Origin of the sequence: Paraburkholderia sp. UCT2, from assembly GCF_014397665.1 — a bacterium.
Lineage (GTDB): Bacteria > Pseudomonadota > Gammaproteobacteria > Burkholderiales > Burkholderiaceae > Paraburkholderia > Paraburkholderia tuberum.
Genome location: NZ_VZQO01000052.1, coordinates 26,915 through 48,013 on the forward strand (window position 1 = coordinate 26,915; position 21,099 = coordinate 48,013).

At 61.1% G+C, this 21,099-nt stretch carries 20 protein-coding genes and 1 pseudogene; 8 read left to right on the forward strand and 13 right to left on the reverse strand.

Annotated elements, in window-relative coordinates; translation table 11 throughout:
* Entirely contained in the window at positions 1-1,065 is a 1,065-nt protein-coding gene (locus tag F6X39_RS30550) for a hypothetical protein (RefSeq protein WP_187619323.1), read from the reverse strand.
* A gap of 267 nt (positions 1,066-1,332) precedes the next feature.
* On the opposite strand from F6X39_RS30550, the gene F6X39_RS30555 reads away from it, so the two are divergent.
* A complete protein-coding gene (locus F6X39_RS30555) occupies positions 1,333-2,268 on the forward strand; it encodes a FadR/GntR family transcriptional regulator (RefSeq protein ID WP_187619324.1) in 936 nt (311 codons plus the stop codon).
* Positions 2,269-2,417: 149 nt separating this feature from the next.
* Here F6X39_RS30555 and F6X39_RS30560 read toward each other — a convergent pair whose 3' ends face one another.
* The 5 genes from F6X39_RS30560 to F6X39_RS30580 form a co-directional block, all read right to left on the reverse strand.
* The gene (locus tag F6X39_RS30560; protein WP_187619325.1) at positions 2,418-3,197 is read right to left on the reverse strand and encodes an SDR family NAD(P)-dependent oxidoreductase; all 780 of its coding nucleotides are present in this window, start codon (positions 3,195-3,197) and stop codon (positions 2,418-2,420) included.
* Positions 3,198-3,266: 69 nt separating this feature from the next.
* Positions 3,267-4,004 (reverse strand): enoyl-CoA hydratase, encoded by a 738-nt coding sequence (locus F6X39_RS30565; RefSeq protein WP_187619326.1) that lies wholly within the window; start codon positions 4,002-4,004, stop codon positions 3,267-3,269.
* A gap of 19 nt (positions 4,005-4,023) precedes the next feature.
* Positions 4,024-5,184: an acyl-CoA dehydrogenase family protein gene (locus F6X39_RS30570; protein WP_187619327.1), complete on the reverse strand. Its 1,161-nt coding sequence runs from the start codon at positions 5,182-5,184 to the stop codon at positions 4,024-4,026.
* 78 nt (positions 5,185-5,262) lie between these two features.
* The gene (locus F6X39_RS30575; RefSeq protein ID WP_187619328.1) at positions 5,263-6,474 is read right to left on the reverse strand and encodes an acyl-CoA dehydrogenase family protein; all 1,212 of its coding nucleotides are present in this window, start codon (positions 6,472-6,474) and stop codon (positions 5,263-5,265) included.
* A gap of 19 nt (positions 6,475-6,493) precedes the next feature.
* Positions 6,494-8,425 (reverse strand): AMP-binding protein, encoded by a 1,932-nt coding sequence (locus F6X39_RS30580; protein ID WP_262414866.1) that lies wholly within the window; start codon positions 8,423-8,425, stop codon positions 6,494-6,496.
* A 314-nt stretch (positions 8,426-8,739) separates the two neighbouring features.
* Here F6X39_RS30580 and F6X39_RS30585 point away from each other — a divergent pair.
* A pseudogene (locus F6X39_RS30585) lies at positions 8,740-9,246 on the forward strand (MBL fold metallo-hydrolase); the annotation flags it as partial.
* Between the two features lie 87 nt (positions 9,247-9,333).
* On the opposite strand, the gene F6X39_RS30590 reads toward F6X39_RS30585, so the two are convergent.
* Positions 9,334-10,311, reverse strand: coding sequence for an NAD(P)H-dependent flavin oxidoreductase (locus tag F6X39_RS30590; RefSeq protein ID WP_184050184.1), 978 nt, complete (start codon positions 10,309-10,311; stop codon positions 9,334-9,336).
* Positions 10,312-10,504: 193 nt separating this feature from the next.
* Here F6X39_RS30590 and folE point away from each other — a divergent pair, with 193 nt between their 5' ends.
* Complete coding sequence (gene folE / locus F6X39_RS30595) at positions 10,505-11,140, forward strand: GTP cyclohydrolase I FolE (RefSeq protein WP_187619329.1); 636 nt, start codon at positions 10,505-10,507, stop codon at positions 11,138-11,140.
* A 91-nt stretch (positions 11,141-11,231) separates the two neighbouring features.
* On the opposite strand, the gene F6X39_RS30600 is transcribed toward folE, so the two are convergent.
* From F6X39_RS30600 to F6X39_RS30615, 4 genes are all read right to left on the reverse strand, one after another.
* The gene (locus F6X39_RS30600) at positions 11,232-11,774 is read right to left on the reverse strand and encodes a nuclear transport factor 2 family protein (RefSeq protein ID WP_184032187.1); all 543 of its coding nucleotides are present in this window, start codon (positions 11,772-11,774) and stop codon (positions 11,232-11,234) included.
* Positions 11,775-11,785: 11 nt separating this feature from the next.
* Complete coding sequence (locus F6X39_RS30605) at positions 11,786-12,100, reverse strand: hypothetical protein (RefSeq protein WP_187619330.1); 315 nt, start codon at positions 12,098-12,100, stop codon at positions 11,786-11,788.
* A gap of 478 nt (positions 12,101-12,578) precedes the next feature.
* On the reverse strand, positions 12,579-13,364 hold the full coding sequence (locus F6X39_RS30610; RefSeq protein WP_187619331.1) for an SDR family NAD(P)-dependent oxidoreductase: 786 nt from the start codon (positions 13,362-13,364) through the stop codon (positions 12,579-12,581).
* A 150-nt stretch (positions 13,365-13,514) separates the two neighbouring features.
* A complete protein-coding gene (locus F6X39_RS30615) occupies positions 13,515-14,414 on the reverse strand; it encodes a LysR family transcriptional regulator (RefSeq protein ID WP_184032496.1) in 900 nt (299 codons plus the stop codon).
* 229 nt (positions 14,415-14,643) lie between these two features.
* Between F6X39_RS30615 and F6X39_RS30620 the strand changes: the two genes are divergently transcribed.
* From F6X39_RS30620 to F6X39_RS30640, 5 genes are all read left to right on the forward strand, one after another.
* The gene (locus F6X39_RS30620) at positions 14,644-15,072 is read left to right on the forward strand and encodes a carboxymuconolactone decarboxylase family protein (protein ID WP_008917662.1); all 429 of its coding nucleotides are present in this window, start codon (positions 14,644-14,646) and stop codon (positions 15,070-15,072) included.
* Between the two features lie 55 nt (positions 15,073-15,127).
* Complete coding sequence (locus tag F6X39_RS30625; protein ID WP_316251740.1) at positions 15,128-16,096, forward strand: phytanoyl-CoA dioxygenase family protein; 969 nt, start codon at positions 15,128-15,130, stop codon at positions 16,094-16,096.
* 263 nt (positions 16,097-16,359) lie between these two features.
* On the forward strand, positions 16,360-17,277 hold the full coding sequence (locus F6X39_RS30630) for an NmrA family NAD(P)-binding protein (protein WP_187619332.1): 918 nt from the start codon (positions 16,360-16,362) through the stop codon (positions 17,275-17,277).
* 48 nt (positions 17,278-17,325) lie between these two features.
* Entirely contained in the window at positions 17,326-18,174 is an 849-nt protein-coding gene (locus tag F6X39_RS30635; protein ID WP_187619333.1) for an alpha/beta fold hydrolase, read from the forward strand.
* Entirely contained in the window at positions 18,171-19,751 is a 1,581-nt protein-coding gene (locus tag F6X39_RS30640) for an AMP-binding protein (protein WP_187619334.1), read from the forward strand. Before F6X39_RS30635 ends, F6X39_RS30640 begins: the two co-directional genes overlap by 4 nt.
* Positions 19,752-19,769: 18 nt before the next feature.
* On the opposite strand, the gene F6X39_RS30645 is transcribed toward F6X39_RS30640, so the two are convergent.
* Both F6X39_RS30645 and F6X39_RS30650 read right to left on the reverse strand, forming a co-directional pair.
* Positions 19,770-20,645 carry an enoyl-CoA hydratase-related protein gene (locus tag F6X39_RS30645; protein ID WP_187619335.1) on the reverse strand — a complete coding sequence of 292 codons (876 nt, stop codon included), beginning with the start codon at positions 20,643-20,645 and terminating at the stop codon, positions 19,770-19,772.
* A 43-nt stretch (positions 20,646-20,688) separates the two neighbouring features.
* Positions 20,689-21,039, reverse strand: coding sequence for a hypothetical protein (locus tag F6X39_RS30650; RefSeq protein WP_262414867.1), 351 nt, complete (start codon positions 21,037-21,039; stop codon positions 20,689-20,691).
* Positions 21,040-21,099: the final 60 nt, after the last annotated feature.

A 21,099-nucleotide genomic window follows, 5' to 3' on the forward strand; every position in this document is an offset into this window, starting at 1 on the left:
TCAGTATTTGCGGAAGTTCACGCCGACACGCGTGCCAAGCCCCGGGAGCCGGTTGATGGGGCGGCTGCCATGCTCCGGGGCGGCTTCGCCCCATGCGAACCAAACGTCAGGCTCGCGCACATCGCCCACGCGCCGCCAGCGGCCGTCCACCTGCGGATTCTTGAGCGTCCCGAGACCGACCAGACGCCCGCGCGGATCGGGCATGAACTCCCACTCTTCGCCGAACGCTGAGTAACGGATGCCTTCCTGCCAATAGCCATTCGCGCCGAAATCGATGGTGCCCGTCACGTCATAGGTAAAGCGCACCTCGCCCTTCTCGTTGCCGAGAATCGCGAAGCCGAACATGTCGTTACCGAGCGTGAAGTGCCCGAAGTCGATGCTGCCGTCCTTATAACGCGTCGCCCACGTGTACCAGACGAGTTCCAGCTTCTCCTGCACCAGCGCATCTTTCGTCTTGTAGATCTCGCCGCCCTCGTACATATGGATCGGATCGAAGCCGATCATGCCGCGCACCTTCTTTCCGAGTATCGTCCCTTCCATCTCGAAGATGTTCGCGACGTAGTACATGCCCGCGTCGCGGCCCGGCAGATACCAGTGCATGCCGGGCTTGACGAGCTTGCCCCTGATATCCATGCCGTTCTCTTCGTACCAGCTGCAATCCTCGGGCGTCCAGGTGACGTGAAAGCGATTGCCGGGCGCCTGCGGATGGCTTCGCCAGTGGATGCGCTCCTCTTCGAGCGTTCTTGCGAATCCATCGTTCGGCACCGATTCCTTGCCTACCGGATGCATATGCATGCCGTCGTCGTGGCCGAGCGTCGTGCACAGGTAGAAACGCCGCCGCGTGTCCTTTGCGTCGGTCCGCAGGCCAGCGGGAATCCGCCGCATCGGGCAATAGATCTCGCCATCCTCGTCGCGCAGCGTTCCCCACAGGTAGAGCGCTTCGGGCGGCATGCCGAAGTAGGCGCGGTTGGACAGCATGTCCTCGATGGTGGGCTCGAAGGCGCTGACAAGAGGCTGCCAGCCAAAGTCGCCGCGGCGCGGCATGGATAGTTTGGTGTCGCTCATGGTCGTTACACCGTCACGATGGTGAAGTGGTGGAGCGGCTCACTATAGGTATCCTCGCGCGTGGCTGAAAACCGGTCGATCCGCTCGTCTGGCCACGAGCACGCCCGGCGCGCGATCAGCACAGGGGCACAGGAGCTAACGTATTGATTTACCGGCTTTCTCTCCAGTCCGGAAACGCGCGCTGCCTGCGCGCACGAAAGCTTCGTTACACGTAACGATCATGTGCGATATATTGAACGACGTTCGCATTTAATACTGAACCCGGACATGCCAAAGTCGTCTGCCGAACGCGTCGCCGCTTATCGCACCCGCAAGAAGGCCGAAGGCATGGTGAGCCTGACACTGGTCGTCCCGGCAGCCGACGTCGCCCTCTTCAGCCAGTTCGCCGCGCAACGCCGCGAAAAGCTGCGCGACAACATGCATCCTGGCCAAGCCCCGCGCCAGCAGTGGCTCTCGATGCTGGCCGCGATGACGCCTGCGCTGCCCCCAACTGCCGAGTCGCGCCGCAAGCGCAATGCGATCGGCGCACCGATCACGCGCGCGCAGACGCTCTTCATGGCGCTGCTGAAACACATCATCGATCTGGGATGGCCGGCAGGACTACCGCTCGGCTCCGAGCAGGAATTGATGAAGGTCCATGGAGTAAGTCGCGCTGCGTTGCGCGGAGCGATCCGCTTGCTCGAGCACCACTGCATCGTGAGGGTGCAGCGCGGCACCGCAGGCGGCGTGATCGTCGCCCAGCCGGACCTGAGCGCGACGATGCAGGCAGTCGGCGTCTATCTGGAGTATGCGGGCATCGCGCCGCGCGATATTCTCGCGACGCGCCGCACGCTCGAACTGGCCGTCCTGGATCTCGTCATCGAACGGCTCGACCATGAAGGTGAGCGACGCGTGCACGACCAGGTTCAGGCCGAGTCGCAACTCGACGGTCGTGCCGGCGCCGATGAGTTGCTGCGATTTCATTTCCTGCTCGCTGAACTTTGCGGCGATCCCGCACTGTGTCTCTTCGACGGCATCGTCCTGCAACTTGCCGATGCGCATTCCACGTTTCATCGGCGCAGCCGAACGGACCGCGACCGCGTCGTGGCGAGGATCAAGGAATACCATCGCGAGATCGCGCGCGCGATTATTGCCCGCGATAAAGAGCAGGCTCGCAGGCAAATGGCCGACTACATCGCGGGGATCAGGACGTGGCTGGAGTAGCGGCGGCGCTGCGCTTGCCTGTCCGCCTCAACGGTCACCGGTCTCCACGCAGGCAACGTTCTCTTCGGTATCGGGTGACGAATGCCGAGCAGATCGGTGATTCGCCTCCTGAACATCTGGGGGCGCACGATGTCCTTCCCTCCTGCAGGTCAGCGAAACGAGATCGTGTGGCCGCCATCCACCGCGATCGTCTGGCCGTTGATATAGCCGCCCGAACGCGATGCGAGCATCACGGCTAGCCCGGCGATCTCGTCGACCTCGCCGAAGCGCTGTGATGGATTGCGACCACGGTACCATTTGACCATCGCCTCGTCCTCCCATTGCGATCGCGCCATCTCGGTCTTGAAGGTGCCAGGCGCGATGCAATTGGCGGTGACGCCCTTTGCGGCGAATTCCATCGCGAGGTTTCTCACGAGCTGCATGTCGGCGGCTTTGGTGAGCCCGTAGGTTCCCGTCACGGCATCGCCGAACAGGCCAACCACGGATGCCACCGAAATAAAGCGCCCATAGCTACGCTCGATCATGCCGGGCACAGTCATCTGCGCGAGCCAGATATTGCTCTGGACGTTGACCTGCATGAACTTGTTGAACGCTTCGTCTTGCAGATCGAGTGCCGAGCCTATCCACGGGTGAATCGCGGCATTGGCCATCACGATGTCGACCCTGCCCCACTCGCCGTTCGCCGCAGTCACGAGACCTTGCAATTCCGCTTTACGGCCGATGTTGCAGGCGAACGGCAAGGCCACCCGAGTCCCGATCTTTTCGTTGATGGCTTGCGCGGCAGTTTCGCAGGCGTCGGCGTTACGGCCGGAAACGACGACTTTGGCGCCGTGTTCCGCCATGCCGAGCGCACTGGCATAGCCAATGCCGCGACTCGATCCGGTGACGATTGCGACCTTGTCCGTGAGGTCAAAAAGCGATGAGGGCATACGTACTCCACAAAAATGGAGGCTTGTCGATGAAAGCCCTCGCGTCGCGCGCTTCGCTCAGGCAAGCGATTATTTCCCCACCTGCCACGCCATGCCGCCGCTTTGCTTTCTTTGCGCCAATGCAGCCTTCTCGATCCGCAACGCCTCTTCCAGCGAAGCTAGCGCACCCTGATCGATCACCCGCTTGACCGTCGCGACGAGATCGGGGCGGCGGCTCGCAATCGTCTTCGCTAGTGACGCTGCGCGCTCCATCAATTGATCGTGGCTGACCACCTCGTTCACGAGGCCGATGCGCAACGCCGTGGCCGCGTCAATCGGATCGCTCGTCAAGCTGAACTGCTTCGCCCACCGCGGACCCACGATATACGGCAACCTCGCGGTCATGCCGCCCCCCGCGAGCGCGCCGATTTTCGTGTGCGTGTCGGCAAAGCGCGCACGCTCGGACGCGATGATGAAATCGCACCCCATTGCAAGTTCCAGCCCGCCGGTAACGGCAGCGCCGTTGACCGCCGCGATTACCGGCTTGGTGAGGCGCGGCCACATATCGATCATGTCCGCGACCCGCGTGCGCGGCGCATCGGGCGCGGAAAAATCATTCAGGTCGAGCCCAGCACAAAAGGCCGGATCGGCGCCCGTCACGATCAGGACGCGCAGGCTTTGGTCCGCTTCGAAACGATGCAATGCGTCGACCAGCGCTTCGGTCAATGCGAGGTTCAGTGCGTTGCGGGCCGCGGGCCGGTTCAGTGTCAACGTGAGAACCGTTCCGCCACTCTGCACGCCGAGCAGATCGGTTGCTTTCGCGTTCATGGCAATGCCTCGAAAGGGTTCACGCCGCCGCGACCATTGCCTCGTGCTGAATCTGGCGTGCGTAGCGATTGAGGTGATAGTCCGCGTTGCCGAACAATGCGTCGAGCACCAGATGACGGCGATAGTGATGGCCCACCTTGTATTCATCCGTGATGCCGTAGCCACCGTGCAACTGGATACCCTGTTGCGTGACGAACTTCGCGCCACGAGTGGTCTGTGCCTTGCAGCCCGAGATTTCGACGCTCCGGTTCTCCCTGTCCTCGCTGATAGAGAGCAACGCACGGTGCAGTGTTGCGCGCGCCTGCATCGCTTCGATCGCCATGTCGGCCATCCGGTGTTGCAGCGCCTGGAAGCTGCCAATCGCCACCCCGAACTGCTTGCGCGTTTTCAGGTACTCCGACGCGAGCTCGATAGCGTCTTCCATATCGCCCACCAGTTCGGCACAGATCGCAACGACCGCTTCGTCAACGGCGGCCTGCAGTCCTTCGAACGCTCGCCCAGCCTCACCCAGAACATTCGATTCTGCGACGATCACACCATCGAGCAGCAAGTCGGCAGATGGCGTGCCGTCGAGCAACGCGCAAGTCTTCAGCGTCACGCCTGCCTGCTTCGGATCGACGACGAAAACCCCGATGCCGTCCGTGGCATCGGCTGCACCCGCCGCGCGAGCGACGACGAGCAGACGGTCTGCAACGGGCGCTCCAACCACGAGCGTCTTATAGCCGTCCAGCCGCCACGACCCGTCCTCTGTCTTCTTCGCGGCGGCCGTCACGTAATGCACCTGACCCCGCGCTTCACGTTCACTTTGCGCGACTGCATAGACAGTCTCGCCCGAAACGATCTCGCCAAGTATCGCCTCGCGCTGCCCGTCTCGCCCGCAGCGTGTGACAAGTGACGCAGGAAACACACCACACATCACGTATGGCTCCAGCACCAGCGCGCGCCCGATCTGCTCGGCCACGATGGCGCTTTCGATTGACGAGAAACCGAGCCCGCCCAATTCATCCGGCACCGCGACACCGAGCCAACCCATTTCGCCGAACGTACGCCACGTCTCGCGCGAAAATCCGCCTCCTTGCGAAGCAAGATTGCGGCGATGTTCGAACGTATAACTCTTTTGCAAGAAGCGTTGCGCGCTTTCCTGCAACATCCGCTGTTCGTCGCTCAACTCGAAGTCCATGCTGCACCCTTTTTATGCCGGCAATTGATGCGATCCCACGTCTCGGGGATCGAAGACCGTTCGTGACTCGATACGGCGTCAAAGATCGAACAGTGCTTTGGCGATGATGTTTCGCTGAATTTCGGCCGTCCCGCCATAGATCGAGCAAGCCCGCCGATAGAAGACCTCTGCCGCCAGGCCTGGCGCGTATTCAGGTCCGATGAACTGGGCCTCGCGCAGCTCTCGCTCTTCATTCGGATCGGGATAGAACACGGCGCCGTAATCGCCGATCACCTCCAGCAGCATCTCCGTGAGCTTCTGATGGAGTTCAGATCCGCGCACTTTGAGCATGGATCCGATCGCCATACCGCCACTGCGCTCGTCTATCCCTTGATGCAGGATTTTCTGCACCGCCATGTCGATCGCGCGAACCTCCAATTCGTGCTGCGCCAAACGTGCCGCAAACGTCGGATCCTGGATCAATGGCTTGCCGGCCATCCGTTCGCGCGAGGCGTAGTGCCGGATCTTGCGCAGATAGCGCTTGAGGGCAGGCGCCTCAGCGCCAAGAAACGCCCGCTCGTTAAAGAGCAGAAACTTGGTGTATCCCCACCCCTTGTTGACCTCGCCGATAAGGTTTTCAGCGGGCACACGCACGTTGTCGTAGAAGACTTCCGCCAGGTGATGGCAGCCATCGAGCGACGCGATCGGCCGCACGGTAACGCCCGGCGACGACATGTCGAGCAGCAGGAAGGAAATGCCCTTTTGTGGCTTCGCTTCGCTATCCGTGCGGACCAGCACGAAATTCCATTGACCGTAGGCGCCGAAGCTGGTCCAGATCTTCTGTCCATTGACGATGTAGTGGTCTCCATCGCGAACCGCCGTCGTACGTAGCGATGCAAGATCGGAACCCGAGCCCGGCTCTGAAAAACCCTGTACCCAGAACACTTCACCACGCTGGATAGGAGGAAGAAAGCGCCGCTTCTGCTCTTCGTTGCCAAACTCGCAAATCACGGGTCCGACGAGCGACACGCCCGCCTGATTCTGTATCGGTGCGCCTGCCAGATAGCATTCTTCCTCGAAGATGTAACGCTGCATCGCGGTCCACCCCGTGCCGCCGTCAGCAAGCGGCCAATGCGGCACTGACCAGCCGTGCGTTTCGTGCAAGATGCGAGTCCAGCGCTGTGAATCGTCGTCACCTGCCAGAAAGCCCTGCTGCCCGCGAAAGGCCAGGTCGGCCGGCAAATGCTCGTTGAGGAACGCACGAACTTCTTTGCGGAACGCAATGTCCGCGGGATCTACGCGAAAATCCATGGTTTAACTTCCAGCGTTTTCAGTACGTTGAACCGCGGCGCGCGCCTCGATCTGCGGCCGCTGCTGCGCCAGCGTTGCCGACCAATGTGCGCGGCGTGGGCGGCACGCAATAAAGCTCGTCCACGACACCGCGCCGTCGCTCGAGCACATTGCGTTGGCTGATTGCGCTCTTTGCACTCAATTCGCCGTTATCGAGCGTCGGCTGCTCGCTTTCGAGCACGAGGCGCGCAATGCGCGTAGAGCTGCCGCCAGGACGCGCGGCGAGCTGGTCGAGTCCGGTCTGGAAGAACGCGCGCACGCCGTGGCTGTTGATGATCTGGTCGGCGCCCGGCATTGGATCGTGAAGGTCGTCGCAAAGCGCACGGCACGCTTCAATGTCAGGGAAGACGAGCGCGCTCAGGTAGTCGCGGTCGTGCCCCGCAATCACGATATCCCGCGCATACGGGCCCAACACGTTCAGCGCGTACAGTCGCAACTCGGCGACGTTGACCCAGGTGCCCGAGGACAGCTTGAAATTTTCCGCAATGCGTCCGTCGAAGCGCAGTCCCAGTTCGAGGCGCTGCGGGTCGATGAACGTTGCTGCGTCACCGGAGCGGAAATAGCCTTCCTCGTCGAACGCGGCGGCGGTGCGCTCGGGATCTTTCCAATAGCCGGGCGTCACACAGTCGCCGAGGAAACGGATTTCCAGCTTCGCGCCGACCGGCGCCACCTTCACTTTGACGCCGGGCACGGGCAACCCCGCAATCGCTTCCCGTCGCGGATCCCAGGCCGCCGATAGCGGCGTTGGGCCTGCTTCCGTGCTGCCGATGCCCGACATGATGAGCACACGCTGGCCGATGGTACGCACCGCGAGCTCGTCGAGTTGAGCCCAGATGTATTTCGGCAGACTTGCGCCGCCGTAGTAGATTAGCGCGAGTTTGCTAAAGAATTTCTCGCGCAGTGCCTTGTCCGCCTGCAGATGCGGAATGAGCGAGGCCAACCCTTGCGGCGTATTGAGGTAGACCGCCGGCGCGATTTCACGCAATGCCTGCACCGTCGGGCCAATTTCCTCCGGCGTTGGCTTGCCTGGGTCCAGGTAGTAAGTCCCCCCGCCGTACAGCACCATGCCGAAGTTATGCGTGCCGCCAAAAGTGTGATGCCAGGGCAGCCAGTCGACGAGATCCGATGGCCCGTCCTGAAGAAACGCGAACACCTGGGCGACTTGCTGTCGATTGCTGCACAACATGCGCTGCGGGTAGATCACGCCTTTCGGTGCGCCTGTCGTTCCCGAAGTAAACATGATCTTGCCCACCGTATCCGGGCCGACTGCCTTGAACGCCTTGTCGACGTCGGCTGTAACCGGCGTCTTCAGCCACTGCGCGACGCGCGAACCGCCACGACCCTCCGGCAACGGACCGACGACGACACATTCCACGTCGCCGAACACCTCACGCAATGCGCGGCCATACTGCGCGCCGTCCTCCGCGAAGACGAGGCCGGGCGTGCATACGGCCGCGAGTTGCCTGAGCTTCGAAAAGTCCTGCGATAACAGCGAATACGCGGGCGTCACCGGGATATAGGGAATCCCGACGTGCAATGCGGCGAGCGCGAAGAGCGCGTGTTCAAAGCTTCGATCGGAGAGGATCATCAACGGACGAGACGGCGACAATCCTCGATCGAGCAGCGCCTGCCCCAGCGCACGCGCACCGTCGAACGCCTGGCGGTAGGTCAGAGACTCCCATGACTTGCCGTCCGGCGTCCGCCGCGCAAGCAACGCGCGCTCGGGCGTGACGCTCGCCCAGTGTTCGAGCCGCTCCGTCAAGCGGACGGGATACGCCTGGAGCGGTTCCTGCAGTTCATACACCACGCTTCCGTCTGGCCTTCGCTCGACGATGGCATCCATGCTGCCGACGCGAATCGGGCGAAACGGCACATCCATCAGGGCGTCGTGCGAAGCCGTACCTGCATCCATCTGAGTCGTCCTGTTGTTATCTGGCAAGTCATGTCCCGCGAGCGCTCGCATCGCCTTCCGATACCTGGAAATGTTGCGGGCCAAGTTCAACCAATAATTGAACGTCGATCATCTTTCTGAACCAGAATAACGCGAAATCCCAGCCACGTCTATCCGTTGTCATCCACAAGGAAGGCCTGATAGCACACACGCAATCTGGCGCGAATGACGTGCACAACGTTCGGCACGATCGCAGCTTTGCGCATCGCACAACAACGTGGACAGAAAACAAAAATTGCGCTAATTTCTGAACGCCATTTTCATTGTTAAACACGACACCGGAATTGCTCGATGGCGATGTGCTGACACTTGCGCATGACGGCGAGACGCATCGATTGCTGGTCGTCTCGACACCGGGGCACGCGAGCAACCACGTGTGCCTGGTCCTTCTGGAAGACGGACTGCTATTCAGCGGCGATCACATTCTGAATGGCAGCACGACCATCATCGATCCTCCCGACGGCAACATGACGGCGTACCTTACGTCACTCGACCGGTTGAACGCGATCTGCACCGAACGTGACATCGACTTTATTCTGCCCGCCCATGGGTACGTGCTGGACCGACCGCATGACCAGATCGCCCGTCTCAAGGCACACCGTCTCGCCCGGGAAGCAAAGATCGCCGGCGCGGTAAAGGCACTGCCGACCGGTTCGATCGACGACTGGCTGCGTCTTGCTTATACCGATGTTCCCGAAAGGCTCTGGCCAGCGGCATCCCGGTCGCTGCTGGCGCATCTCGAACGACTCGACGAACAAGGTCGTCCGACTTCGCAGGCCTGATTGCGATCGTCATGCATGCATCGGCTGCCACGTCCGCTGAAACCGGGGGCGCGGGCAGCCTGGTTCGACGGCCGTCTTCTTTCGGACTCAGCTCTCTTCTACGAGCGCGGCCAGCCGGCCATGAATGAGTGCGCGCGCCTCGGCGACCATCCGACTCACGAGTTCCGCGCAGGTGGGAATGTCCTCGATAAGCCCGATTGCGAGGCCAGCCGGAAACGTTCCGTCTTCGGTGTCACCCGTCTCGTACACTCGCTTACCGCGCTCACCGCTCACGAGCGGCTTGAGATCCGCAAACGTCACACCCTCTTTTTGCTCGAGTTCCAACACTTGCTCCGCTACCGAATTCCTGAAGATACGCGACGTGTTCTTCAGCGTGCGAAAGATCAACGCCGTATTGCGCTCGTCATGCTCTACGAGCCTGCGCTTGACGTTCTCGTGAATCGGCGCCTCCCGCGTTGCCATGAAGCGCGTACCCATATTGATCCCATCCGCGCCGAGCGCGAGCGCGGCGACCATGCCGCGCGCATCGGCAATGCCGCCTGACGCAAGCATCGGAATATGCAGTTTCGCGGCCGCGGCCGGCAACAGGATCAGATTGGGCACGTCGTCCTCGCCCGGATGTCCGGCGCACTCGAATCCGTCCACGCTCACGGCGTCGCAGCCCAACGCCTCCGCTTTCAGCGCGTGACGCACCGACGTGCACTTGTGGATGACCTTGATTCCCGCAGCCTTGAATGCGGGCATATATGGCTCGGGATTGCGTCCCGCCGTCTCGACGATCTTCACACCGTTCTCCACGACCGCTTGCACGTACTCGTCGTACGGCACTGGCTTGATCGTCGGCAGAATGGTCAGGTTGACGGCGAACGGCTGATCCGTCATTGAGCGAACCCGAGCGATCTCGTTGCGCAGCGCCTCGGGCGTGGGCTGCGTCAGAGCGGTGATGGTGCCGAGCGCACCGGCGTTCGAGACGGCGGCGGCAAGTTCAGCGCGACCCACCCACATCATGCCCCCTTGAACAATGGGGTATCGAATCCCAAGCAGCTCTGTAATGCGCGTTTTCATGTGCTGATCCCTGTGTAAGTGCAACCTGACCTTTCGACCCGCAATGGTCGAACGTCGCGTGCAAGATGCACCGGTCGTTTTCATTTACGAACACCGTGCAATTATATACACTTCCTCCACATCACCGACACTCGTGTGCCGCGCTCGCGGACGCCGATGCGATTGCACGAGGCATGAATGATCAGGAGAGTTGATGAACAAACGAGACAATCAGATTGGCGCTGAGGAAGTGTCGATTCGCCCCACGCGGGACCAGGCGGAACAAGCCGTGCGTACGCTGATCCGATGGGCCGGTGACGATCCCGAAAGGGAAGGTCTCATTCAAACACCCGCACGGGTCGCGCGCGCATACCGCGAGTTCTTCTCGGGCTATGACTCCGATCCGATGCAGATTCTCGCCACCACGTTTTCCGAAGTGGATGGCTACGACGAGATGGTGGTGCTAAAGGACATCCGATTCGAGAGCTACTGCGAACACCATATGGTGCCTATCATCGGACGTGCGCACGTTGCCTACCTGCCCGAGCATCGCGTGGTCGGCATCTCCAAACTCGCGCGCCTCGTCGATGTCTATGCCAAGCGCCTTCAGATTCAGGAGAAGATGACCGTTCAGATCGCCGATGCGCTGAACACCGTGCTGCAGCCGAAGGGAGTCGCTGTCATTCTCGAAGCTGCGCATCAGTGCATGAGTACGCGAGGCGTGCACAAGCCCGGCGCATCGCTGGTGACGAGTCGAATGCTGGGCGCATTCCGTGACAATCCTTCCACCCGCCGCGAGTTTCTGTCGATTGTCGGTCACAGCACGATTGCGCCATTACCCAATAGCTGAAAGCCAACGTCGGCTTGCTGCCGTCGTTGGCTTTCATGGCAAATCGATGCTGGGATCCGTGGCAAGCGTCGTTGCAGGCTTGCGTCTGGCCTTAAACCTCGCTGGGTTGGCGCGTCTTCAAAGGCCGTTCGTAAGAGACGTCTTCACGATTTCGTGCACTGACGCCATTGCCCATCAGGATTTCACGCCACGCAGTAGGCACTTCCGCAGGGGTCAGTTCGTTGATCGCTTCGGAGATGCAGACGCGGGCGGCAATCGCCCACACGCCATCACGCTTTTCGAAGCGGTCGATATAGCGCCCCACCGCTAGCGTGTCTGGCTTGACGCGATTTTCTCCGAAGAAAAGCCAGTACGTCTCCCCGTGCGCCTCGTCGCCCTGCAATTCGACGCTGTGATTGAACACCATATGGTGGTGCGACAACTGATGCTCGGTATGGTACGCAAAGGCCCAGTCAACGAATTCCTCTGCATCCCCGACGAATGCGCCGTGGTCGTCGATTGCGTCCGGATGGTACGCCGACAGCGTCAACTTCCGGTCCATGCGATCGACCCCGCGACAATAGCGGTGCACGCATTCGAGTATGTCCTGCTTATCCAACAGTGCTTCGACGCGTGCGCTCAGTTCTTCATTCATGGCTTCTACCGTTAGATAGTCATGGCGACAAAAAAGACGACCGCACCGATCACGGCGCCAATGAAGCAACAATCCTCGCCTGTCGACAAATCGGCTTCCTGCGCTCGCGCACGGCTCGCAATCGCACATCCGACGATGCCCGCCAATGCCGTCGCCCCGAGCACGGCAAACATCATCACGACGTCGAAGAGTGCGGACCGGCCTAGCTCTTCCATGCGCAGATCGCGTTGCAGCAACCAGACCGCCGCCGCCGAAATCGACAGGAGAATGAGTGGGAGCCATACTCTACGCGCTTCCCGAGCGCTCTCGCGAGTCAGCGTTTTCATCGCGCCCGGCCCTCCGTCCGCAGCTTGCCCAGAGCACGAGGCGCCACCGCGCCCAATACGCGCGCCGCCCAATTCGATTGTTTTGCGCGAGCCGATTCGTCCGACGACGGAGCGCCCTTTTCAGCGCGCTGGCGACGATAGTCGTACGTATAGTCCGCAAGAGGACCACGTAAATCGCTGTCGAGAAAGTACATCGCATGTCTCCGATCAGGCTTATGCCTCTCGGGCGCTTGCATGGCGCCTCTTGATGGACATCCTAGGCCATGGAATATGGTTATGCAACAAGTCGTTCAATTAATGACGTCGGTGTTTTCACTACCCGACAAGGCACAGACCGACGCGCATGCGCGAGCGCCCGCTGCACACATGGACGTGTGTGCGAACGGGTCGGCAATCAGTGGGGGAAAGGGAATTGCAGCGCTAAGCCGCGTTCTCGACGCAGCTTAGCGATTCGAACATGACACGCAGACGAGAGTAATCAGGAGACCTGGAAGCCGCCGTCGACAGCGAGAAGCTGACCGGTGACGTAGTCCGATGCCGGCGACGCGAAAAACAACACTGCCCTGGCGATATCGGAGGCGACGCCGATGCGGCCCAGCGGCATGCGACCAGGTTGGGTGATCGGCCCGTGAGCCTGATGAACCTTCGTCGATGCGGCCGCGCCCTCGGTTGCCACGCCGCCGGGCAGCACTGCGTTCACGCGAATTCCGTCTGCTGCGAATTCGAGCGCTGCCACCTTGGTGAGGTTGTTGACACCCGCTTTCGATGCGCCGTAGTCACCGTTGTCGAAGATCACCGGCTGCAGCGAAGCCACCGACGAAATATTGATAATCGAACCGCCGGTTTTGGCACCTTGCATTCGCTTGATCGCTTCTCGCATGCAGAGGAAGGTGCCGCGCAAGTTGATGCCGAGCACCTTGTCCCACTTTTCTGCCGACGTTTCGACGAATTGCGTCTTCGGATAGATGCCCGCGTTGTTCACGAGAATGTCGAGGCGCCCAAGTTTGGCCTGCACCGTTTCGTACATCGCAAGAATCGACGATTCATCGCCGATGTCCACTTTGATCGCGATAGCCTTGCCAGACGCACTTTCGATTTGCCTGGCCGTCTGCTGCGCCGCTTCCTCATTCAGGTCCGCCGCGACCACCGCCGCGCCGGCCGACGCCAGCAGCAAAGCCGTCTCGCGGCCGATGCCTGAGCCTGCCCCTGTTACCACCGCCACTTTCTGATCGAGATTGAAAAGACTCGCCACATTCGTGCTCATTGCTCCTCCTTTGGCTCGCCGCGCGAGCGGGTTATTTTCTGAACGTCATTCGCAAAGATAAACACACCACTTTGGAGTGTCAAGATGAACGAGAAGCGGATGACGAAAGGAGCAGCATGGACGAAGCTGTCGAGCAGTGCGATGCGCGTATCACCCCGCCGCCGGCGACGCGATATCGCGCATGATGTCGAGCATCGAACGGTGGTAGGGCTTGTGAGGTCTATCGGCCCACACCAGCGACACCTCAGTTTCGCCTGCAGCCGGAACATCCTCGATGTCGACGAAGGCGACACCCTCCACGGGCAGGTATCGCGCCGAGTCCAGCATCAGACCGATGCCCAGTTCATGAGACACGAGGTTGAGCATCGTGTATGGATGGCGCGCCTGCTGGGTCACCCGCGGCGACAGCCCCGCCTCGCGGCGCGCTGTCTCGAACGCAGCGAACAGCGGCTGCGACATCTGCTGAGGGAACATGATGAGCGGGTATCGCGCGAGATCCGCGATACGAATTGAAGGCTGCGCCGCCACGGGCCACTTCGCCGGAACCGCGGCCACCACACGCAGACGCTCGATGACCACGCTTTCCAAACCGGAGACGTCCGCCGAGCTGGTGACTACCACGCCCAGGTCGATGCTGCCGTTTTTCACGCTGGCGACGGTCAAAGCACTGCCGCGCTCGATCAACCGGACGTCAACGCCCGGCCATTGCTTGCGAAGCCCCTGAATGGCTAGCGGCATGATTCGCAGCGCACACATCGGCACGAACGCTACGCTCAGGCTCGCCAGTTCGTCGGCGGCTTGCCGCACGCGCCGCTCGGCCAGCTCCGCTTGCGCGATCAGTGGCTTCGCTTCCGCGAGCAACGCGGCTCCGGCGGCTGTGAGCGAAACGCCTCGCGGTGTACGTTCGAGCAGCTTGATACCGAGCTGCTCCTCCAGCCGCATGATCGACTGGCTGAGCGGCGGCTGCGCCATGCCCAGGCGCGCAGCCGCACGGCCAAAGTGCTGGGTCTCCGCAACCGCAACGAAGTGTCTGAGATGCCGCAATTCCATGACGTGATATGGCTTTGATATCGGGTGTCCCCAGCATATCGCCTTTGTCCCGTTGCGGTGCACTACGGACGAACCCTGGTCATATCGGGTGCGCACTATCTTGACGTCCAGCACCGTTCAACATACATTTTAGAATGTCGTTCTACAATACGAACAATGTGCAAGGCGGCTCGGGTGAGTCGCATCTGCTATCAATAGCCGCGCCGCCGCGGTTAAACAGGAGAGACAAGTGAAGAGCCTCGAAGAAAAACTCGCCTATGGCTTAAAGGTATTCGGCGAAATCATGGGTGAAGACAAGGCAGCCGGCTTACGTGCCGCAAGCGAGTCCACCGGCTTCGGATCCGACATTTCACGCCTTGCCATCAACTACGCGTTCGCGGATGTCTGGGGCGACGACAAACTCGAGCGCAAGCAGCGCAGCCTCGTCACGCTGGGCATTCTCATCGCCAGCCGGCAGACGCTCGAACTGAAGAACCACGTCCGCATTGCCGTGCGCAACGGTCTGAGCGCACGCGAACTCGAAGGGGTGCTGATTCAGGCGCTTCCGTATGCCGGGTTCCCCGCCGTCGCCTCCGCTACCACGGCCGTTCTGGAGACACTGCGGGAACTTGGCATCGACACCACGACCCGCACTTCGGAAGAACGCGGATTGCTGTGAGCCGACATCAGAGCGCCCCCGCGACCAAAGGAGACAATTTATGAGCACACCAGGCGTGGATATCGTGCAGACGATGCGCGAATTCAACGTTTCCAATGGCCTGCTCGGCAATCACGCCGAGTTGCAAGAACGCTGGAACGAAGACGGCTACCTGTTCTTTCGCGACGTTCTCGACCACGAGCCGCTGGAGCGCATGCGCGGTCTGCTTGTTGATCACCTCGACAGCAACGGCTTCGTGGACCGCAACGACCGAGACGTGCGATGGACTGGCAAAGACCGCGAAAATTTCAGCTTTTTCCCAGTGAAGGCGATGAACGAGCAGGGTGCGGCACGCACCGTGATGGAAGACCCCGCAGTTCGTGCATTCTTTCAGCGGCTGTTCGGCGTACCGCTTTATTGGGTACCTTTCACCGAATACCGCACCTCGCCGCCCGCTATCGACAAAAGCCGCACACGGTTCGACTTCATTCATGAAGATGCTATCTACAGCGACCGCCTCGATTTCATCATCTGCTGGATTCCGCTCAGCGATATCGATGCGCAAGTCGGCGGATTGGCCGTCGCCGAAGGATTGCATAAGCTTCCGTGCCTGCACAGGAAGGACGGCAACAAGATCGTTCCCATCGATCTCGCGAGCGTGCCAGAAGACGCATGGCGCCGCACGAACTACCGCTTGGGCGACGTCCTGTTGATGAGCCGACGCACGCCGCACTCTGGTCTCAGCAATCATTCGGACCGTTTTCGTCTGTCACTCGACACGCGCATTCTGCCGCACGGCGGAAGTTTCCCGTTTGAGCCCCGCCTGCCCTATGTGGGCACGCTGACGTCGATCGCATCGGACCAGATCGTCGTGCGCGACGCGCATGGTGAACATGTGTTGCGACTCGACGACACGAGTTATCTGCGCGGCCTCCAGGGCAACCGCCTGCGCGGAGACGAAATTGCCGGCGTTTATCAGCCGGGATCCGAGGTGATCGTTGCACATGAAGGCGGCCTCGTTCAAACGCTGCGCCCGCAGCATTGATCGTGGTGTCAGGCGCAAAGACGAAGCTTCGTCTTTGCGCCTCGCGCCATTCGCCTTGCTCTCTGGCGTGGCAGCTCTGAAGCATCGATCACTGGCATCCTTTGCTCGTTGATTTATGAACATCGTGCTAATATCGGAACGTATGCTTGTGAGCACCAGGCCGCGAGCCTGCAATGGCTGTCACAGGGTTAGCGGCATCGCGCGCAAGCCGCCCAGGCGTGACACGCCTGGCCAACGTCTAACGTTCCACCTCGGGACAAGTCATGATCGATTCATCCGCCGCGGTACTCGTCATCGGTGCCACTGGCGCACAAGGAGGCGCCGCGGCTCGCCATCTTCTTGCGGCTGGACGCAAGGTACGCTTCCTGACACGCAATCCAGACTCGCCGGCTGCGCGGGCACTCGTCGACATGGATGCGCAGGCGCTACGGGGAGATCTGGACGAGCGCGACTTGCTCGCAAAAGCGATGGAGGGCGTCGGTTCCGTCTTCTCCGTTCTCCTGCCTGATTTTGATCGCAGCGACAGGGAACGCCGCCAGGGTTTTGCGCTCGTCAACGCAGCGCGCAACGCGGAGGTCCCGCAGTTCGTTCACACCTCCGTGGCGCAGGCCGGCAATCATGAGACGTTTCCTGGCTGGAGCGAGAAACGTTGGAACCGAAAGTACTGGACGGACAAATGGGAAGTGGAAAAGGCCGTTCGCGCCGCGGGCTTCGAATCGTGGACGGTCTTGCAACCGGCATTCATGATGGACAACCTCGCTGAGCCGAAAACGGGTGCGATGTTTCCGCACCTTCGCGAAAGCTTGCTGCTCAGCGCGTTGCTACCCGACGCACGACTCGACTGGATTGCCGCCGACGACGTGGGCGCGCTCGCGGCCAGCGCGCTAAACGATCCGCAACGCTGGCACGGTGAGACCGTGCCGCTGGCGTCGGAAAGACTCACGATGTCTGAAGTTGCGAATCGCCTCGGCAACGTTCTGGGCGCACAGATCACCGTTTTGCACGTGTCACCAGATGAAGCCCGAGCAAAGGGTCTCGCACCCGGATGGGTGAATGCACAGGAATGGATCAACGCGGTCGGGTACCGCGTCGATATCGATTCGCTTTCCAAACGTGGCGTCCAGCTCACCCCGATGGTGGACTGGATCGATGCGAATCGACAGCACATCGTACTCGCATAGCTGGTCGGTGGACCGCGTATGCAAGCCTCAGGTAATGGAAAATCCGCAATGAATGATCGTGTCCCCTCATGGTTCGACCACGCCATGGCCCAGCCGCGTCGATCTCACTTCACCGAAGGCGGCGGGGTGACTGTCCATTATGTCTCGTGGAACGCCGCAGACACCGGTAAGCCGCCACTTGTCTTCGCACACGGTTTTCTCGGGCACACGCACTGGTGGGACTTCATTGCGCCCTTCTTCACCGATCGCTTTCGCGTCTTTGCTCTGGATTTCCGCGGCATGGGCGACAGCGCCTACAGGCAGGAATACAGCGCCGACGTATTCGTGCGCGACCTCGTCGCTGTCGTGGATGCAATCGGCTCTGGACCGTGCGTCGCGGTGGGCCACAGTTTCGGCGGATCGCGTCTGCTCCAGGCGTGCGCGACTTTTCCCGATCGTCTCTCGCATGCAGTCGTGCTCGATTCGTTTTTCATGCTACGAGGCGAAACCTTGCCTGCAGTGGAACGACGCCCGCCGCCCCGCCCCTATCCGGACTGGCATACTGCACTCAGTCGCTTTCGACTCATCCCGGAACAAGATTGCGAGCCGTGGCTGCTCGAGCATCTCGCGCGGACATCACTTCGTCAAACCGCCGACGGCTGGGTATGGCGCTTCGACCCGAAGTTGCGGAATCTCCAGCCGGTCGAAGGCGAAGAAGACCTGCTGACCCGCATCGCGGTTCCCGTCAGCTACGTGCACGCCGAGTGCAGCAGCGTGGTCAGCGCCGATCGCGCGCGCCGCATCGTAGCTGCGATTCCCGGCGCGAAGGGTCCCATCACGATGCCACGCGCAGGCCATCACATGATGCTTGACCAGCCACTCGCGCTGGTGAGTCTCTTGCGAGCCTTGCTAGCATGAATTCCAATCCGGGCGAATCGAAAACTGCGCCGTGGTCGAGCGGTTTGCCTCTTGCGGCCCTGATCGCGCGCGCCGTCGAAAAGCACGGCGCGACGCCACTCCATTTTCATACCCAGGCCGGTGCCTACACTTGCACCACCGAGTCCCTGCTGCGCGACGCGAAAGAGATTGGCAAGGCACTCACAGCCCTCGGTCTGCGTCGAGGCGATGTGATCGCGATACAGCTTCCCACACAGCGCGAGACTGCGCTTCTGTATCTGGCTGCACTGGAGATTGGTGCGGTACTCGTGCCGATCGTACACATCTACGGTCCCGCCGAAGTCGGCTTCATCCTTCGACAATCCCGCGCCCGCGTTCTGTGCGTGCCCGATTTCTGGTCCCGAACCGACTACCTGGAGCGTGTCGCCGCGCTCGGCGACACGCCCGACCTCGAGCGCGTGATCGTCGTTGGCGATCGGGCGCCCTCGAACGGCATCACGTTCGGCGCGCTGCAACGACTCGCCGCGACAACGCATGAACAACGCCCTGCTGACCCGCCAACGTCGGAAGACATCTGCCTGCTGCTGTACACGTCAGGAACGACAGCTTCGCCCAAAGGCGTGCGGCACTCTCATCGCACAGTCGGCGCAGAGTGGCAGATTCCGTTCATCGACGGGCCTGGGCCGTATCTCACGCCCTTCCCTGCTGGCCATATTGCAGGCTTCAATTTCCTGTTGCGTCCATTCATTACAGGCACCGAGATGGTGTTCATGGACCGATGGGACGCCTCGCTTGCCGCGCGACTGGTCGATGAGTATCGCGTGCGCCTCTCGGGTGGCACGCCGTTTCATCTCCAGGGGCTCCTCGAAGCCGCCCGCCGCGACGGGCGCAGCCTGGCGTCCCTCGCTTCTTACGGTCTGGGCGGCACGGGTGTCACGCCGGACCACGTCGCCATGGCCGATCGGGCCGGCTTCGCGGGAACCCGCGCGTACGGGCTGACCGAGCATTCGACAGTGAGTGTCGGCTGGGCCGATTCGCCTTTTGATATCCGGGCCTGCACGGACGGTCGCATTCAACCCGGCTCGCAGGTGCGCGTTGTCGACGAGTTGGACAGCGACCGGCCTGCCGGACGCGACGGCGAGATTCTGATCAAAGGACCGGAGCTGTTTGTCGGCTACACCGACCCGGCGCTCGATGCGGCCGCGTTCACTCACGACGGATGGTTCTGGACCGGCGATATCGGCCGTCTCGACGCAAACGGTTGCCTGACCATCACGGACCGAAAGAAGGACATCGTGATTCGCGGAGGAGAAAATATATCGTCGCTCGAAGTAGAGCGAGTACTTGCCACTCATCCGGCCGTGCGCGATGTCGCCGTCGTGGCGCAGCCAGACGCACGATATGGCGAAAGAGTCTGTGCGGTCGTCGTCTTGCACGAACGCACGTCGCTCGACCTGATCGCAGTCCAGACCCACTTTGCCGGCGCGGGCGTGGCGAAGCAAAAGACGCCCGAGCAACTTTGCATCGTCGCAGAGTTGCCGCGCACGCCTTCGGGAAAGGTGCGAAAAGGCGATCTGCGCAAGCAACTTTCCGCGTAGTAGCAAATCAGCTGGTGCTTATCGAGCGGAGCCGTCCCGGCGAGACTTGAAAAACCGATCTCGTTGCATTGACACCTGATCGGACGAAACGAGCCGATCGTAGATCGCACGCGCTGCGGCCATGCCGGCATCGAAATCGGGCGACTCGGCCGCGGCGGCGATGGCATCCAGACACTGGCTTTCTATTGCATCGCTACAGCTGAGGCGTGAGCGCGCTTTAGCGACAATGGAAACCGGATCGCCATCAGGCAATGGCAACCGGCGAATCAATGGCAACGATGTACCGCCTATCTTCTCACGCGCAAGCTCGATCGCAAGGCGCGACATTTCATGCTCATCGCCATCGACGATCCGGTCAAATAACGCGCTGCCCCGGAAGGTTTCCGCGCGCACGATTTGAGCACCAAGAATGAATTCGATCGACTTCGCGAAGCCCAGCACACGCGGCAAGCGCTGCGTGCCGGACAAAGGGATCACGCCGAGCTTGCATTCGGGCAGACCGATCTGCGCATTGTCCGCGACCACACGGTAGTGGCACACCAACGCGGTTTCCAGACCACCGCCAATGGCAAACCCGTGGATAGCGGCTACAACCGGCTTGTCGCTCGCCTCGATCACCGGATGAACGTGCAGCGACAATGCTGGCCAAGCTGTGGCAGCGGAAGTGCCGAACTCGCGAATATCACCTCCCGCGGAAAAGCCGCTTCCACTGCCATTGAGTACGATCGCGCGAACCCGCGCGTCGCACCGGGCCGCTTCAAACGCAGCAACGAGTCCGCGACGGATTCCCAGACCTAATCCGTTGACTGGCGGATGGCTCATCGTGACGATAGCGATTTCGTCTTCTACACGATACTCGACGTCGGCGAAGCGATGCGGCTTGCAATGCGTCATCGGTTATCCGCTGTGGCGTTTGACGTTGGCGGGCACTGTGCGCCTAACGGTTGTTAGCAAGCCAACTCGGCATATCCGCCGGCCACGGATCGGCATACACCGCGTGCACACCCATCGCGCTCGTGTAGGCCAGATTCAGTAGGTTGCAAAACGCGACGAAAGCCAGCACCCGAAGCGCCGTGCGCACCGCTGGATGACACCCGACACGATCGACACCTCGCTCGATGGCCGTATATCCGTCTTCGTCGACGTTCAGCAGAAGGAAGGCCGACGCCACGAAAACAGATGGAAACAGCGTAGGTGCGGATTTGCGCAAAAGCGAAAGCGCACCGAGCCCTGCCCACGCATACACGCTGGGCCAGGTTGTGCTGCGTCGAGCGACCGTTTCCGACATGCTTTGCCTCCTACATTATTCCCGACATTCACATTCTCGAATATCGATCGTAAAAATGTA

Excerpts from the sequence above, each read along its gene's own strand:
- F6X39_RS30650 (WP_262414867.1), bottom strand. The coding sequence starts at position 21,039 with ATGTCGGAAACGGTCGCTCGACGCAGCACAACCTGGCCCAGCGTGTAT.
- F6X39_RS30645 (WP_187619335.1), bottom strand. The coding sequence starts at position 20,645 with ATGACGCATTGCAAGCCGCATCGCTTCGCCGACGTCGAGTATCGTGTA.
- F6X39_RS30575 (WP_187619328.1), bottom strand. The coding sequence starts at position 6,474 with ATGGATTTTCGCGTAGATCCCGCGGACATTGCGTTCCGCAAAGAAGTT.
- F6X39_RS30600 (WP_184032187.1), bottom strand. The coding sequence starts at position 11,774 with ATGAATGAAGAACTGAGCGCACGCGTCGAAGCACTGTTGGATAAGCAG.
- F6X39_RS30605 (WP_187619330.1), bottom strand. The coding sequence starts at position 12,100 with ATGAAAACGCTGACTCGCGAGAGCGCTCGGGAAGCGCGTAGAGTATGG.
- F6X39_RS30550 (WP_187619323.1), bottom strand. The coding sequence starts at position 1,065 with ATGAGCGACACCAAACTATCCATGCCGCGCCGCGGCGACTTTGGCTGG.
- F6X39_RS30555 (WP_187619324.1), top strand. The coding sequence starts at position 1,333 with ATGCCAAAGTCGTCTGCCGAACGCGTCGCCGCTTATCGCACCCGCAAG.
- F6X39_RS30570 (WP_187619327.1), bottom strand. The coding sequence starts at position 5,184 with ATGGACTTCGAGTTGAGCGACGAACAGCGGATGTTGCAGGAAAGCGCG.
- F6X39_RS30635 (WP_187619333.1), top strand. The coding sequence starts at position 17,326 with ATGAATGATCGTGTCCCCTCATGGTTCGACCACGCCATGGCCCAGCCG.
- F6X39_RS30630 (WP_187619332.1), top strand. The coding sequence starts at position 16,360 with ATGATCGATTCATCCGCCGCGGTACTCGTCATCGGTGCCACTGGCGCA.
- F6X39_RS30610 (WP_187619331.1), bottom strand. The coding sequence starts at position 13,364 with ATGAGCACGAATGTGGCGAGTCTTTTCAATCTCGATCAGAAAGTGGCG.
- F6X39_RS30560 (WP_187619325.1), bottom strand. The coding sequence starts at position 3,197 with ATGCCCTCATCGCTTTTTGACCTCACGGACAAGGTCGCAATCGTCACC.
- F6X39_RS30615 (WP_184032496.1), bottom strand. The coding sequence starts at position 14,414 with ATGGAATTGCGGCATCTCAGACACTTCGTTGCGGTTGCGGAGACCCAG.
- F6X39_RS30580 (WP_262414866.1), bottom strand. The coding sequence starts at position 8,425 with ATGGATGCAGGTACGGCTTCGCACGACGCCCTGATGGATGTGCCGTTT.
- folE (WP_187619329.1), top strand. The coding sequence starts at position 10,505 with ATGAACAAACGAGACAATCAGATTGGCGCTGAGGAAGTGTCGATTCGC.
- F6X39_RS30565 (WP_187619326.1), bottom strand. The coding sequence starts at position 4,004 with ATGAACGCGAAAGCAACCGATCTGCTCGGCGTGCAGAGTGGCGGAACG.
- F6X39_RS30590 (WP_184050184.1), bottom strand. The coding sequence starts at position 10,311 with ATGAAAACGCGCATTACAGAGCTGCTTGGGATTCGATACCCCATTGTT.
- F6X39_RS30640 (WP_187619334.1), top strand. The coding sequence starts at position 18,171 with ATGAATTCCAATCCGGGCGAATCGAAAACTGCGCCGTGGTCGAGCGGT.